This is a genomic window from Nocardioides sp. NPDC047086 (genome assembly GCF_040643685.1).
In the GTDB taxonomy this organism is placed as follows: Bacteria; Actinomycetota; Actinomycetes; order Propionibacteriales; family Nocardioidaceae; genus Nocardioides.
Window position 1 is genome coordinate 71,245 of the sequence record NZ_JBEYUV010000008.1, and the last position, 13,519, is coordinate 84,763.

The following is a 13,519-nucleotide window of genomic DNA, read 5'->3' on the forward strand; positions in this document are numbered from 1 at the left end:
GTGCTCGCCGCTAGCGTGATGTACATGAGGCGCCCGCATGAGAACGTCGCTACGGTCCTGGTGGACCCGCGCGTTCTGGGCGACATCGAGATCGAGCTGATGTCGCTCGACATGCCGCTGTGGCGGGTGTGCGCGGCGCCGATCGTGAAGGACGGGCAGCGGCTCGCGTTCCAGGTCCGCAACCGGCTGCTGATGTCCAAGCGGGGCGAGTGGGACTGCGCCAAGGACTGGGTCCCGGTCTGGGTCGGCTTCGGCTCCACCTGGGCCTTCCCCGGCGAGGCCATCCCGTGGCCGGCCCACAAGGCGCTGTGGACGCTCCTGGAGGACTACTCCGACAACGTTCGCTACAACAAGCGGCTCGGCGGCATCCCTAGGATTCCGCGACTGCGGGAAGCCTGCTAGCCGCCGGATCCGGCCGCCGCTCGATCTGCTTCCAGGTCGGGTCGATCGCGGGGAACATCGTGACCATGAAGTAGGCGATCCCGCAGGCCACCAACGCCGTGGTGAGGCCGAACGCCGAGACCAGGCCGCCGCCGAGCAGCCCGCCAAGCGGCATCAGCCCCCAGGCGAAGGCCGAGATCAGCGACATCACCCGGCCGAGCACGTGAGCGGGGATCCGCTCGAACTGGATCGCCCCGAGGATCGGGTTGATGAACCCGCTGCTGGTCCCGCCGATCGCGAACACCACGAACACGACCCACAGCGGCGCCCCGAAGGCGATCACCAGGAACCGCGGGATCCCGGTGATGAGAAAGCAGACCAGGTACGTCGGGTAGCGCCGCATCCGGTCGCCGAGCGCCGCGGCCACGGCCGATCCCAGCGCGGAGAAGCCGGAGAAGGTGGCGAACAACAGGCCGATCGTCTCGGGGCCGGCGTGCTGCTGGCCCCAGACCGACATCAGCACGCTGCTCCAGGCGAGGTCGATCAGGTTGGTCAGCGCGACCATGAACGCGATCCCGAGGAGCACCCGGTCGCGGCGGAGGAACTGCCAGCCCTCGGCGAGCTGGGCACCGTAGGGGACCGGATTCTCGGACGGAGCTTCGGGTTCGTGCTGCCGGGACCGGCCGAGCCCGGCGGTCGTCGCGGCGAGAACGAGCGCGCCGATCGCGAACGAGGCGGCGTCGATCACGATCGCGTCGGTGGCGCCGACGAGCCCGATCAGCAGGCCCGCCGCGGCGACGCCGAGCATCGAGGCGGTGCGCTCGACGAACGAGTGGAGACCGGTGGCCCGCTCCGTCGGCACCCCGGCCGCCTCGACCAGCTGCGGGATCATCGCGGACTTCGCAGCGTCACCGGGACCGCGCAGCGCACCGGCGAGCGCGACGAGGGCGAGCAGGGTCGGGAAGTGCAGCAGGCCGGCTGCGTACAGCACGGGGATGAGGCCGACCACGACGGCCGAGCCCAGGTCGCAGGCGATCGCGACGCGGCGTGGGCCGATGCGGTCGATGACCGGGCCGCCGAAGATCTTGCTGAGCACCAGCGGCGTCATCTCGAAGAGCGCGATCAGACCGGCCTTGGTGGGACTGCCGGTCGTCTCGAGCACGAACCAGGGCAGCGCGAGCATGGAGATCCGGGTGCCGACCAGGGAGATGGTCTCGGCCGCGAGCCAGCCGTAGAGGGGGAGCTTCATGGCCTATCTCTCCGAGTCGTCTCTGGTGTCGGTGCCGAGGTGTCCCGGCAGCGGGAAGACGTGGAACTGGAACATCACGGCCTCGCCGTCGGGGTCCTCCTCGAGGTCGTCGACGAGCTTGTTGACCTGCGCCTCGACGCGCGATGTCTGAGCGGGGGTCAGCCGGACGACGCGGTCGTTGAGGCCGAAGGTCTCGCGCCACTCCTGGGGGAGGATCGCCCGCTCCTCGATCGCCTCTTGGAGCCGCTGGGCGTAGATGGTGACGACCGTCTGCAGGTACGCGTCCAGGGTCTCGCGACCCTCGACGGTGTCTGGGACGTCGCTGTCGCCGGTGACGGTCATCTGATGGGCCGCCTTCCACCAGCGCTCCCGGGCGTTGCCGCGGCTCTCGTCGTCCTCGATGAACCCGTGCTGCGCGAGCTGCCGCAGGTGGTAGGAGGTCGCGCCGGAGTTGATGCCGAGCCGGGCGGCCAGTGTGGTCGCGGTGGCCGGGCCGTCGACGCGGAGGATGCCGAGCATGCGTACGCGCACGGGGTGGGCGAGGGCCTTGAGCTGGTCGACTCCGGGGACGATCTCGCGGGCTGCCATGGCTCCACGATAGACCGCAAAGAGATCTTTGCAAACAGGTTTGTGTGATCGTCGATGAAAATCGAGTAACCAAGTGAACAAAGCGTGGATAGCGCCGTTACCCTGTCGGAGTGACGACACACGCCGCGCCGCCCACGCCGACCTCCACCCCGACGGTGGCGATCATCGGAGGAGGAGCCAGCGGCACGCTGACCGCGATCAACCTGCTTCGCCGCGGTGCTTCGGTGACGTTGTTCGAGTCGCGCGGCGAGGCCGGTTACGGAGTGGCCTACTCGACCACCGACGGTCGCCATCTCCTCAACGTCCGGGCCAACAACATGTCGGGTTTCCCCGACAACCGCGACGACCTGCTCGACTGGGCGGCCGAGGCCGGCATCGAGCTCGGCCCGATCGACTTCCTGCCCCGGCGCGACTACGCGCGCTACCTGCGCGACCGGCTCGCCGGTGCTGCCGAGAACGGTTCCGGGACGCTGGAGACGGTGGGCGAGACGGTTATCGACGTCGAGCCGGTCGGAGCCGGTTTTCGGATTCTGACCAGCGACGATGAAGGTCACGTCGCCGACGCCGTCGTCCTCGCCTACGGCAACCCGCCGCCCCAGCCGCTGGCGGGACTCACCGAGGCGCAGTGGAACCTGTCGGACCCTTGGGACGTGGCCCGGATCAGCGCCCTGCCGGAGGATGCGACCGTGCTCGTCGTCGGCACCGGCCTGACCGCCGTCGACACAACCGTCACGCTCCTCGACGACGCCCCGGACCGCCGGGTGATCATGGTGAGCCGCCACGGCCTGGTCCCCAACCCCCATGTCGACGACCAGTTCACCTCCTGGGTGACCCCGATCCCCGACGGCCCGCTGACCGCCGACGGCATCGCCTCCCTCGTCCGCGACCAGATCGAGCACGCCACCAGCCTCGGCGTCGACTGGCGAGCCGTCATCGACGGCCTGCGCGGCCCGACCCAGTCGATCTGGCGCCGCCTGCCCGAGCCGGAGCGCCGCCGCTTCCGCGAGGTCTACGCCCGCAAGTGGGAGGTACGCCGCCACCGCATGGCCCCGCGCATCGCCGCCCTCCTCGACACCTACCAGGCCGAGGGACGCCTGGAGATCCTCGGCGGCGGGGTCCTCGGCTCTCGGGTCGACGGGGCCGCCCAGCCGGTCATCACGCTGGCCGACGGCGACCGTGAGGTCACCGCGGTGATCAACTGCACCGGCCCCTCACCCGACATCACCCGCACCGACAACCCGCTCCTGCTCGCGCTCCAGAAGCGCGGCCTGATCGCCCCCGACCCCCTCCGCCTCGGCATCGACGTCACCGAGGGCGGCCACGTCATCGGAGCAGGCGGCAGCGTCGTACCCAATCTTCTGACCGTCGGCCCGCCCTGCAAGGGCGCGCTCTACGAGGCCACCGCCATCCCCGAGATCCGGGTCCAAGCCGCCGCGGTAGCCGACCACCTCACGAGCTGACCCCCACCGCTCGCACCGCTGGTCGAGCCGCCGGAGCCGCTAGGCGGAGGCGTGTCGAGACCAACACGGTCCTATCGAGCGCCGAAGGAACCGTGTTGGTCTCGACACGCTCGGCCGCGGGCGGCCTCGCGGCTCGACCAGCGGGTGGACAGCGGTGGGCTGCGGTGGGCGGTCGGCTTGGCTACTAGCCGAGGTGGAGCTGGCGGTCGGTGCGCGCGAAGGTCTCGGCGGCGAGCTCGGGGTCGGCGCTGAGCTCGGCACCGGTGGCCGGGATCATCGTCTTGAGCTGCGGCTGCCAGGCGTCCCAGCGGTCGGGGAAGCAGCGGCGCAGGACGTTGACCATGATCGCCGGGGCGGTCGAGGCGCCGGGGGAGGCGCCCAGCAGACCGGCGATGGAGCCGTCCTCCGCGGTGATGACCTCGGTGCCGAACTGGAGCACGCCGTCGGGGCGGATGACCTGCACCCGCTGGCCGGCGATGATCCGCTCCCAGTCCTTGCGGTCCGCGGCGGGGAAGAAGTCGAGGAGGTCGTCGAACTTCTTGCGCGGCGAGCGCAGCAGCTCCTTGACCAGGTAGACGGTGAGATCCATGTTGGTCAGCCCGGCCCGCAGCATCGGCACCAGGTTGTGGGGCCGCACCGAGAGGAACAGGTCGGTGAGCGAGCCGGTCTTGAGGAAGCGCGGGCTCCAGCCGGCGTACGGACCGAACATCAGGTGGGTCTTGCCCTCGACGTAACGGGTGTCGAGGTGGGGCACCGACATCGGCGGAGCGCCCACGGCCGCCTTGCCGTAGGCCTTGGCGCGGTGCTGGGCGACGAGCTCGGGCTTGGACGTACGCAGGAACTCACCGGAGACGGGGAAGCCGCCGAAGCCGCGGATCTCCGGGATGGCGGCCTTCTGCAGCAGCGGCAGCGCGTAGCCGCCGGCGCCGACGAAGACGAACCGCGAGCGCAGGTGGTACTTCCCGGACTCGTTGCGGCCGTAGATGTGCCAGAAGCCGTCCATGGTCTGGTGCAGGTCGGTGACCTCGGAACCGGTCTCGAGGTCGGCGCCCTTGTCGACCAGGGTGCGGGTCAGGATCGAGGTGAGCGAGCCGAAGTCGACGTCGGTGCCGGCGTTGGTCCAGGTGGCCGCAACCGGCTCGTCGGCGAGCGCCTTGGCCGAGCGGCCCTCGAGCAGCAGCGGCGCCCAGCCCTTGATGACCTCGGGGTCGGTGGAGAACTCCATCCCCGGGAAGAGCGGGTGGACCGAGAGCGCCTCGTAGCGCTTGCGCAGGTAGTCGACGTTCTCGGCGCCCCACACGAAGGACATGTGCGGGACGGTGTGGATGAACTTGTCCGGGTCCGGGATGCGGCCGTTCTCGACCAGGAAGGACCACAGCTGACGGGAGAGCTGGAACTGCTCGTTGACGTTGACGGCCTTGGAGATGTCGACCGAGCCGTCGGCGTTCTGCGGGCTGTAGTTGAGCTCGCACAGCGCGGAGTGGCCGGTGCCGGCGTTGTTCCACGGGCCGGAGGACTCGACGGCGAGCGAATCGAGCCGCTCGATCATCTTGATGGACCAGCTGGGCTCCAGCTCCTGGAGGAGCACGCCAAGGGTGGCGCTCATGATGCCGCCGCCGATCAGCACTACGTCAAGAGGTTCGTCCACAGGTCTTTTGTCTCGCTTTTGAGGCCGCAATGGTTAATCGGGGTCCTTAGATCGGTCTAACTTGTGGGCAACTTCACTGCGGACCCGATCGTGTTTCGGTTCCGTCATTGTGACTCACCGCACATGCCGGGGACATATCAGGGTGGAGTTACGCTCGGCCGGTGCCTCGCCTCTCTGACTCCCACCGTGCCTGGATCGACGAAGCCGTACGCCGCGTCGAGGCCGACGCACAGCGCTCGGCCGACACCCATCTGCACGTAGTTCCGCTCCCGGTCCGCGACGGTGCGAGCGGCGCGGTCGACCTCTATCTGAAGGACGAGTCCGTCCACCCCACCGGCTCGCTGAAGCACCGCCTGGCGCGGTCGCTGTTCCTCTACGCGGTCTGCAACGGCTGGCTCCACGAGGGCTCGACCGTCGTGGAGGCGTCGAGCGGTTCGACCGCCGTCTCGGAGGCCTACTTCGCCGGCCTCCTCGGGCTGCCGTTCGTCGCGGTGATGCCGCGCTCGACCTCCGCGGAGAAGGTGCGCCTGATCGAGTGGCACGGAGGCCGCTGCCACTTCGTCGACCGCGCTCCGGACATGTACGCCGAGGCCGAGCGTCTCGCCCGCGAGTGCGGCGGCCACTACATGGACCAGTTCACCTACGCCGAGCGCGCCACCGACTGGCGCGGCAACAACAACATCGCCGAGTCGATCTTCGACCAGATGTCGCAGGAGCGGCACCCGGTGCCGACCTGGATCGTCGTCTCGGCCGGCACCGGCGGCACCTCGGCGACCATCGGCCGCTACCTCCACTACCGCCGGCATCCCACCAGGCTTCTCGTCGCCGACCCGGAGAACTCCGCCTTCTACGGCGGCTGGGAGACCGACACCTCCGACTACGCCACCGGGATGCCGTCGCGCATCGAGGGGATCGGCCGGCCGCGGGTCGAGCCGTCCTTCGTCGGCGGGGTCGTCGACGACATGGTCCAGGTCCCCGATGCGGCCTCGATCGCGACGATGCGCTGGCTCTCGGCTCGGATGGGCCGCTCGGTCGGCCCCTCGACGGGCACCAACGTGTGGGCGTCGCTGGGCGTCGTACGCGAGATGGGGGAGGGTGGCACCGAGGGCAGCGTCGTCTCGCTGCTGTGCGACTCCGGTGAGCGTTACCGCTCGTCCTACTACGACGACGGCTGGGTGAGCGAGAAGGGCATCGACCTGGCCCCGTACGCCTCGGCTCTCGCCGACTACGAGCGCACCGGCGTCCTCGTCGACCCGTCCTGACGCGCCCAGACCCGCAGCCCGAGCGTGATCAGCGCCCAGACAGCGGCGACCAGCGCGATCTCGCTGAGGATGTAGAGCGGCCACGGACCGAGCAGGTCGAGCATCGAGGCGAACTCCGGCTTGCGCCGCAGGTAGCCGTAGTTGGCGTCGAGGATCAGATTGAGGACGTACGCCGCCGCGGCCCACGCCGCGGTGGTCGCGACCGTCCAGCCGTAGTCATGCCAGCGGGGTAGCAGCTTGAGCCCGAAGACCAGGTAGACGGCGGCCAGCACGACCATCAGGTGCATCACCCAGAAGGTGATGTAGCTGACGTCGGGGAAGTCCATCACGTCCGGGGTGAACACACCCTGCGTGGTCAGGGTGAGGCCCCAGAAGCAGGTCAGCGCGGTCGGGTAGGGATGGTGGGTCCACAGCGCGATCGCCGCCGCGATCCACGCCAGATCACACAGCTGGACCGGCAGGTCGATGAAGAGGTCGAAGTCGGTGACCCACTCGTGGGCCAGCAGCGGGATCACCGTGAGCGGAAGCGCGAGCGCGAATCCTCGGGAGAATCTCGACGGCTTCGCGTCGGAACGCTGCTGCCTGCCCAGCCAGACGACAGCCACGATCCCTGCTGTGAGCAGGGACAACGGCACCAGGTGGGTCAGACCGTAAGCCTGCATATCGGAAGTCTGACGGGATTCTCGAAATAATTCTTCCCAACCCGCGTCATGGGTCGGCGGGTGGCCCGTTTCATCGGCGAGAAGGTCGTCCGCCGGTGGGGGGTGGACGACCTTCAAGGTGGCGGTCCCTCTGAATGCACACCGCGGGGGTGGTGTGCAATCAGAGGGACGCCTTGCTTTTCGGAGCAGTTCGTCAGCGAGCCGTTCCGGTCACCGCGGTCGCGTAGAGGTCCTCATCGTGATGGACCTCCGCGACGAGCCCCTGCTCCCGCATCAGGCTCGCGGTGACGGGCGCCTGCTCCTGGCCGGCCTCGATCACGAGTACGCCGCCAGGGGCGAGATGCTTCGGCGCCTGCTCGATCACGCGACGCTGCACCTCGAGCCCGTCCGTGCCGCCGTCGAGGGCCACGTGGTGCTCGTGGTCGCGCGCCTCGGGCGGCATGTTCCGGATCTGGTCGCTCGGCACATAAGGAGCGTTGGCCACGATCACGTCGAGCTCGAGGTCGTGGGGGAGCGGGTCGTAGAGGTCGCCGAGGAGCACTCGGTCAGGGGGAAGGTTCAGCCGGGCGCACGCGACCGCCGCCGGGTCGATGTCGGTGGCCCAGACCTCCGCGTCCGGGACGCGGGCCGCGACGGCCGCACCCAGTGCTCCGGTCCCGCAGCCGAGGTCGAGCACCTTCGGGGCCGTGCCGTGCCCGGCCCTCCGGCAGGCGAGGTCGACCATCAGTGCCGATCGCTGCCGGGGCACGAACACCCCCGGCGCGACCCGGATCCGGAGCCCGCAGAACTCGGCCCAGCCCAGGATGAGCTCCAGCGGCTCGCCGGCCAGGCGGCGTACGACCATCTCCTCCCGCTCGTGTGTGGAGACCGGCGCGGCCTCGAGCAGGGCCGCCTCGTCCTCGGCGAAGACGCAGCCGGCGGCGCGGAGGCGGGCGACGAGCCCCGGATCGGGCGTATCGGAGGTCATTGGAGAAGATTGGCACGTGGACGCCGTGACCCTGATCGGATTTATCGTGGCCGGATATGCCGCGTTCGTGACGATCGCGGCCGTGCTCGGCGTGGTGCTGAAGGCGCCGCGGCCGACGTGGCTGGACCAGGTGGCATGGATGCTGGAGATCCTGGCGGTCGTGCTCGCTATCGGTGCGCTGGCGGCCTGGTCGGCCGGGCGCAGGCCGGAGTCGCTGTCGACCTTCCTGGGCTACGTGGGGGCGTTGGTGTGCCTGATGCCGCTGGCGCTGCAGACGATGCGCGGTGATCGCTCGACCTGGTCCTCGGGCGTGATCGCGGCGGCAGCCCTGGCGACAGGGGTCGTGGCCGTACGCGTCATGATGGTCAGGTGACCGAGACCTCGCCCGCCAAGACCGGTTCCGGTCCGCACTTGGTGCTGCTGACCGTCTACGCGATCTTCGTGCTCGCCGCGGGTGCCCGGTCGCTGGTGCAGGTCTTCACCCGGTTCGACGAGGCGCCGATCGCCTACTCGCTCTCGGTGGTCGCGGCCGCGACCTACGTCGCCGGCTGGTTCGCGATCCGCCGGGCGGCCGCCGGGTCTGCGGGTTTCGCGAAGATCATGCTGTGGATCGAGCTGGCCGGCGTGATCGTCGTCGGTGTCCTGTCCCTGGTCGTGCCGTCCTGGTTCCCGGATGCATCGGTATGGTCGAAGTTCGGGAGCGGATACGGTTTCGTTCCTGCTCTGCTGCCGATCCTGGGTCTGCTCTGGCTCTGGAGAGGTCGACCCGAAGGAGACCGATGAGCCAGCCGATCAGTCAGTCGACAGCGACCGCCATCTCGCCTGACTCGGGAGAGCACTGGTCCGCTCCGGGGGCCTGGACGGTCTCCGACGGCGTGCACCGGATCCCGCTGCCGCTGCCGATGGACGGGCTCAAGGCGGTCAACATCTACGTCCTCGAGGGCGACGACGGGCTCTCGCTGGTCGACGGCGGCTGGGCGATCACCGAAGGGCGCTCCGCCCTGGAGGCCGGGCTGAAGAAGCTCGGCTTCGAGTTCGGCGACATCCGGCGGTTCCTGGTCACCCACGTGCATCGCGACCACTACACGCTCGCCTCGGTCCTGGGTGAGGAATTCGGTGCCGACGTGCTGCTCGGCGCCGGCGACCGGGCCACGCTCGAGCTCACCAACGGCGATCTCGACGGCTGGGTCTCGACGGACCGGCTGCTCGCGTACGCCGGTGCGCACGAGCTGGCCGCCGAGTGGGCCGCCAACCCGCCGCCCGCGCCCGACCTGTCCCACTGGCGGATGCCCTCGCAGTGGCTGGAAGGGGATGTACGCCTCGATGTGGCCGGGCGCGACCTCGATGCCGTGCACACCCCCGGCCACACCCAGGGTCACTACGTCTATGCGGACCTGGCCGGCTCGGTCCTGTTCGCCGGCGACCACGTGTTGCCCACGATCACACCCTCGATCGGCTTCGAGCCGGTTCCGGTCATCGACCCGCTGGGCGACTTCATGGCGTCGCTGACCAAGGTCAGGACCCTGCCCGACCTGCGGCTGCTGCCCGCCCACGGCCCGGTCGGCTCGTCGTCGCACGCCCGCGTCGACGAGCTCCTGGCCCATCACGAGTCGCGGCTGGCCCAGTCGCTCGCGTCCTTGCAGGCCGGGCGGCGTTCGGCGCTCGAGGTCGCGAACGACCTCGGCTGGACCCGTCACGAGCGTGCCTTCGCCGAGCTCGACTACTTCAACGCCGGCCTCGCGGTCATGGAGACCAAGGCCCATCTCGAGCTGCTGGCGGCTCGAGGGCTCGCGACGCGCGAGGAGACCGAGGCGAGCGTCCTGTTCGTCCCCGTCAGCGAGTGAGCCGCATCGGGGTGTGCGGGATGTCGTCCTCGAGGAACTCCTCGCCGTCCTTCACGAACCCGAACTTGGCGTACCAGCCGGCGAGTGGCGTCTGGGCGTCGAGCACGATGTCGCGGTCGGTGCCGGCCTCGACGGCGGCCCTCATGATCACGTCGGCCAGGCCCTGGCCGCGGTGGGAGGGAGCGAGGACGACGCGGCCGATCCGCCACACGTCGCCGTCGTCGAGGATCCGGGCGGTGCCGGCGAGCTGGTCGCCGTCGGTCAGCACCACGTGACGCGTCCCCGGCTCGAGGTCACGGCCGTCCAGGTCGAGGTAGGGGCAGTCCTGCTCGACGACGAAGACCTCCTGACGCAGCTGCCACAGGGCGTACGCGGTCTTCGGGGGGAGGTCGTCGAAGGACGAGATGGCGACGTCGGTCATGGGTGGATTCTCGCAAGCAGTAGGGTTTGCGGGAACAGACAGGGGAGGCCGGGAGGCCTGAGAGTGCGGCGAACAGCGCCGCAGACCCTCCGAACCTGCTCCGGTTGACACCGGCGAAGGGAGTCAGAGTGCGCAAGCGTACGCCTGCCATCACTGCCACTGCGATCGCCTCGGTCTCGGCGCTGCTGCTGTCCGCCTGCGGGGGCACCCCCGCCGAGCCGGACGCGGAGAAGTCGAGCGGCGCCGACGACAAGTCGGTCGTGCTGCTGACTCACGACAGCTTCACGCTGCCGAAGGAGGTGCTGGCCGAGTTCACAGAGAAGACGGGCTATACCGCCGAGATCCGGCACGCGGGCGACGGCGGCGAGCTGACCACCAAGATCGCCATGGACACCGGCAACCCCGACGGCGACGCGGTCTTCGGCGTCGACAACACCTTCGCCAGCCGGGCGATCGACCAGGGCGCGCTGGAGGCGTACACGCCCTCCGAGGTCCCCGAGGGCGTCTCCGACTTCAACCTCCCGGGGGACGAGGAGCACTTCCTCACCCCGGTCGACAACGGCAGCGTGTGCGTCAACATCGACACCGAGTGGTTCGCGGCGAAGAAGCTGACGCCGCCGGAGTCGCTCGACGACCTGGCCGAACCGGCGTACAAGGATCTCTTCGTGACGCCGGGCGCCGCGACGTCCACGCCGGGGATGGCTTTCCTGCTTGCGACCGTCGCCGAGTACGGCGAGGACGGCTGGGCCGACTACTGGGGCAAGCTGATGGACAACGGCACCAAGGTCGTCGACGGCTGGGACCAGGCCTACTACTCCGACTTCACCCAGGGCGGCGGCAAGGGGACGCGTCCGATCGTCGTCTCCTACGACTCCTCGCCGGCCTTCACCGTCAAGGACGGCAAGACGACGACCTCCGCGCTGCTCGACACCTGCTTCCGACAGGTCGAGTACGCCGGCGTGCTCAAGGGGGCCGACCACCCCGAGGGCGCCCAGGCGCTGATCGACTTCTTGCTCTCCGACAGCGTGCAGAGGGCGTTGCCCGAGAGCATGTACGTGTTCCCCGTCTCCTCCGGCGTCGAGCTGCCCGTCGACTGGGCGAAGTTCGCCCAGCAGCCGACCTCACCGCTCTCCGTCGAGCCCGAGAAGATCGACGAGAACCGGGAAGCGTGGCTGGCGACCTGGAGCGACACGATCGCGCAGTGAGCTCCACCCGTCGCGCTGTGACCCGGCGAATCGCGACCCTGGTCGCGCTCGCCGCCCTCCCGGTGGCCGTGCTGGCGGTCTTCTTCGTCCTGCCGGTCGTGGGGATGGTGCAGCGCGGCCTGTTCTTCGACGGATCCTTCGATCCGTCGGTCGTCTCCAGGGTCGTGGGGCGCCCGGAGATCCAGCGGGCGCTCTGGTTCACGCTGTGGTCCTCGGGGCTGGCGACGGTGCTGAGCGTCGCTCTGGGGTTGCCTGCTGCGTTCGCACTTCATCGGCTGAGCTTTCCGCTGCAGCGGGTCATCCGGGCGGGGCTGCTGGTGCCGTTCGTACTCCCCACCGTCGTCGTCGGGGTCGCCTTCCGCGAGCTCATCGGCGAAGCCGGCGTCTTGTCCGGGCTGGGGCTCGACGGGACGCCGACCGCGATCATCCTCGGGCTGGTCTTCTTCAACGCCTCGGTCGTGATCCGTGCGGTCGGGGCGGCCTGGGAGTCGCTCGACCCGCGTCCCGGCGAGGCTGCTGCCGCGCTCGGGGCGTCGCCTTCCCGGGTGCTGTTGACGATCACCTTGCCCGCGCTGCGTCCCGCGATCGTCTCGGCGGCGTCGGTGGTCTTCCTCTTCTGCGCCACCGCGTTCGGGATCGTGCTCACCCTCGGCGGGGTGCGCTACAACAGCATCGAGACCGAGATCTACAAGCTGACCTTCACGCTGTTCGACCTTCCCGGCGCCGCTGTCCTCTCGGTGCTCCAGCTGTTGGTCGTCATCGGGTTGCTCGTCGTCGCCGGCCGGCTGCGCTCGGTGCCGGACCCCACGCAGTCCCGGGTCGTCGTACGCCGCCGTCGGGTCACACTGCGGGACATCCCGGCCCTGGCGGCCACGTCGGTGCTGGTCCTGCTGGTCGCCGGGCCGCTGCTCGCCCTGCTGCTCGGGTCGCTGCGAGCCGATGACCGGTGGAGCCTGCGGAACTACACGGCCCTGCAGACCCCGGGGTTCGACCCACCGCTGCCGGTGCCGGTCACGACCGCGCTGCTGACCTCGCTGGCGGTCGCCGTGCAGGCCGCGCTGGTCGCGCTGGCGCTCGGGCTGCTGGTGGCGTTCGCGGTGACCCGCCGGTCCCGTTCGGTGGCCGAGCGCCGGGTGCGCTCCCTCCTGGACGGGCTGTTCATGGTGCCGCTCGGGGTCAGCGCCGTCACGCTGGGACTCGGGCTCTACCTGACACTCGGGTCGGCCCCGCTCGACTTCCGCGACGAGCCGTGGTTGGTGCCGCTGGCGCAGGCGCTGGTCGCGCTGCCTCTGGTGGTGAGGACGTTGGTGCCGGTCCTGGCGTCGGTCGACGACCGCCTCCGCCAGGCCGCCGCCGGGCTCGGTGCCGGGCCGTTGCGCGCGGTCATGACGGTCGACGTACCTGCCATCTGGAAGCCCCTCCTCGCGTCCTCCGGCTTCGCCTTCGCGGCATCGCTCGGGGAGTTCGGCGCGACGTCCTTCCTCGTCCGCGAGGAGCGGCCAACGCTCCCTGTCGTTATCCTCCGGCTCCTGTCGCGTCCGGGGTCCGACAACTACGGCATGGCCCTCGCCGCCGCCTGTGTCCTAGCCGCCGCCACCGCCGTCGTGATGCTCCTCGTCGAGCGTCTCCGCGTACCTTCGATCGGAGCACTGTGATCCCACGCCGAGAAGTCAGCCCCGTCGGCCGAGGCGTCACGTACGTCGGCCGAAGCGTCACGCCGGTCGGTCGAGACGTCAGCCCCGTCGGCCGAGACGTCAGGTACGTCGGCCGAGACGTCACGTACGTCGGTCGAGACGTCACGGCTATGCCGACTCGGCCGACGGGGCTGACGC

General features: G+C 69.8%; 14 protein-coding genes and 1 riboswitch. Of the genes, 8 read left to right on the forward strand and 6 right to left on the reverse strand.

Going from position 1 to position 13,519, the window contains the following annotated elements:
* Positions 1–24 precede the first annotated feature (24 nt).
* Positions 25–402 (forward strand): hypothetical protein, encoded by a 378-nt coding sequence (locus ABZ796_RS08490; protein WP_357336141.1) that lies wholly within the window; start codon positions 25–27, stop codon positions 400–402.
* On the opposite strand, the gene ABZ796_RS08495 is transcribed toward ABZ796_RS08490, so the two are convergent.
* Both ABZ796_RS08495 and ABZ796_RS08500 read right to left on the reverse strand, forming a co-directional pair.
* A complete protein-coding gene (locus ABZ796_RS08495) occupies positions 371–1,630 on the reverse strand; it encodes an MFS transporter (RefSeq protein ID WP_357336143.1) in 1,260 nt (419 codons plus the stop codon). The genes ABZ796_RS08490 and ABZ796_RS08495 overlap by 32 nt on opposite strands.
* Positions 1,631–1,633: 3 nt before the next feature.
* Positions 1,634–2,218 carry a helix-turn-helix domain-containing protein gene (locus ABZ796_RS08500; RefSeq protein WP_357336145.1) on the reverse strand — a complete coding sequence of 195 codons (585 nt, stop codon included), beginning with the start codon at positions 2,216–2,218 and terminating at the stop codon, positions 1,634–1,636.
* Between the two features lie 110 nt (positions 2,219–2,328).
* On the opposite strand from ABZ796_RS08500, the gene ABZ796_RS08505 reads away from it, so the two are divergent.
* Positions 2,329–3,678 (forward strand): FAD-dependent oxidoreductase, encoded by a 1,350-nt coding sequence (locus ABZ796_RS08505; protein WP_357336147.1) that lies wholly within the window; start codon positions 2,329–2,331, stop codon positions 3,676–3,678.
* A gap of 184 nt (positions 3,679–3,862) precedes the next feature.
* Here ABZ796_RS08505 and ABZ796_RS08510 read toward each other — a convergent pair whose 3' ends face one another.
* A complete protein-coding gene (locus ABZ796_RS08510; RefSeq protein ID WP_357336149.1) occupies positions 3,863–5,326 on the reverse strand; it encodes a malate:quinone oxidoreductase in 1,464 nt (487 codons plus the stop codon).
* 161 nt (positions 5,327–5,487) lie between these two features.
* Here ABZ796_RS08510 and ABZ796_RS08515 point away from each other — a divergent pair, with 161 nt between their 5' ends.
* Positions 5,488–6,588, forward strand: coding sequence for a PLP-dependent cysteine synthase family protein (locus ABZ796_RS08515; protein ID WP_357336151.1), 1,101 nt, complete (start codon positions 5,488–5,490; stop codon positions 6,586–6,588).
* Here the strand turns inward: ABZ796_RS08515 and ABZ796_RS08520 are convergent.
* Together ABZ796_RS08520 and ABZ796_RS08525 are read right to left on the reverse strand one after the other, a co-directional pair.
* A complete protein-coding gene (locus tag ABZ796_RS08520) occupies positions 6,552–7,250 on the reverse strand; it encodes a TIGR02206 family membrane protein (RefSeq protein ID WP_357336153.1) in 699 nt (232 codons plus the stop codon). The two genes, ABZ796_RS08515 and ABZ796_RS08520, sit on opposite strands and share 37 nt — an antisense overlap.
* 193 nt (positions 7,251–7,443) lie before the next feature.
* On the reverse strand, positions 7,444–8,217 hold the full coding sequence (locus ABZ796_RS08525) for a putative protein N(5)-glutamine methyltransferase (protein ID WP_357336154.1): 774 nt from the start codon (positions 8,215–8,217) through the stop codon (positions 7,444–7,446).
* 16 nt (positions 8,218–8,233) lie between these two features.
* On the opposite strand from ABZ796_RS08525, the gene ABZ796_RS08530 reads away from it, so the two are divergent.
* The 3 genes from ABZ796_RS08530 to ABZ796_RS08540 are packed head-to-tail and all read left to right on the forward strand — an operon-like array spanning position 8,234 to position 10,061.
* Entirely contained in the window at positions 8,234–8,590 is a 357-nt protein-coding gene (locus ABZ796_RS08530; protein WP_357336156.1) for a hypothetical protein, read from the forward strand.
* Positions 8,587–9,000 (forward strand): hypothetical protein, encoded by a 414-nt coding sequence (locus ABZ796_RS08535; protein ID WP_357336157.1) that lies wholly within the window; start codon positions 8,587–8,589, stop codon positions 8,998–9,000. The genes ABZ796_RS08530 and ABZ796_RS08535 overlap by 4 nt, the downstream gene beginning before the upstream one ends.
* Positions 8,997–10,061 carry an MBL fold metallo-hydrolase gene (locus tag ABZ796_RS08540; protein WP_357336158.1) on the forward strand — a complete coding sequence of 355 codons (1,065 nt, stop codon included), beginning with the start codon at positions 8,997–8,999 and terminating at the stop codon, positions 10,059–10,061. The genes ABZ796_RS08535 and ABZ796_RS08540 overlap by 4 nt, the downstream gene beginning before the upstream one ends.
* Here the strand turns inward: ABZ796_RS08540 and ABZ796_RS08545 are convergent.
* On the reverse strand, positions 10,051–10,482 hold the full coding sequence (locus tag ABZ796_RS08545) for a GNAT family N-acetyltransferase (protein WP_357336159.1): 432 nt from the start codon (positions 10,480–10,482) through the stop codon (positions 10,051–10,053). The genes ABZ796_RS08540 and ABZ796_RS08545 overlap by 11 nt on opposite strands.
* Positions 10,483–10,512: 30 nt before the next feature.
* A riboswitch (TPP riboswitch) is annotated at positions 10,513–10,621 on the forward strand.
* On the opposite strand from ABZ796_RS08545, the gene ABZ796_RS08550 reads away from it, so the two are divergent.
* Entirely contained in the window at positions 10,611–11,687 is a 1,077-nt protein-coding gene (locus tag ABZ796_RS08550; RefSeq protein WP_357336161.1) for a thiamine ABC transporter substrate-binding protein, read from the forward strand. It overlaps the preceding riboswitch by 11 nt.
* Complete coding sequence (locus tag ABZ796_RS08555) at positions 11,684–13,342, forward strand: ABC transporter permease subunit (protein WP_357336162.1); 1,659 nt, start codon at positions 11,684–11,686, stop codon at positions 13,340–13,342. Before ABZ796_RS08550 ends, ABZ796_RS08555 begins: the two co-directional genes overlap by 4 nt.
* Positions 13,343–13,519 lie beyond the last annotated feature (177 nt).

Bases quoted from the DNA above. Each gene is read 5' to 3' on its own strand.
- ABZ796_RS08490 (WP_357336141.1), top strand. From the start codon at position 25: ATGAGGCGCCCGCATGAGAACGTCGCTACGGTCCTGGTGGACCCGCGC.
- ABZ796_RS08495 (WP_357336143.1), bottom strand. From the start codon at position 1,630: ATGAAGCTCCCCCTCTACGGCTGGCTCGCGGCCGAGACCATCTCCCTG.
- ABZ796_RS08500 (WP_357336145.1), bottom strand. From the start codon at position 2,218: ATGGCAGCCCGCGAGATCGTCCCCGGAGTCGACCAGCTCAAGGCCCTC.
- ABZ796_RS08520 (WP_357336153.1), bottom strand. From the start codon at position 7,250: ATGCAGGCTTACGGTCTGACCCACCTGGTGCCGTTGTCCCTGCTCACA.
- ABZ796_RS08525 (WP_357336154.1), bottom strand. From the start codon at position 8,217: ATGACCTCCGATACGCCCGATCCGGGGCTCGTCGCCCGCCTCCGCGCC.
- ABZ796_RS08540 (WP_357336158.1), top strand. From the start codon at position 8,997: ATGAGCCAGCCGATCAGTCAGTCGACAGCGACCGCCATCTCGCCTGAC.
- ABZ796_RS08545 (WP_357336159.1), bottom strand. From the start codon at position 10,482: ATGACCGACGTCGCCATCTCGTCCTTCGACGACCTCCCCCCGAAGACC.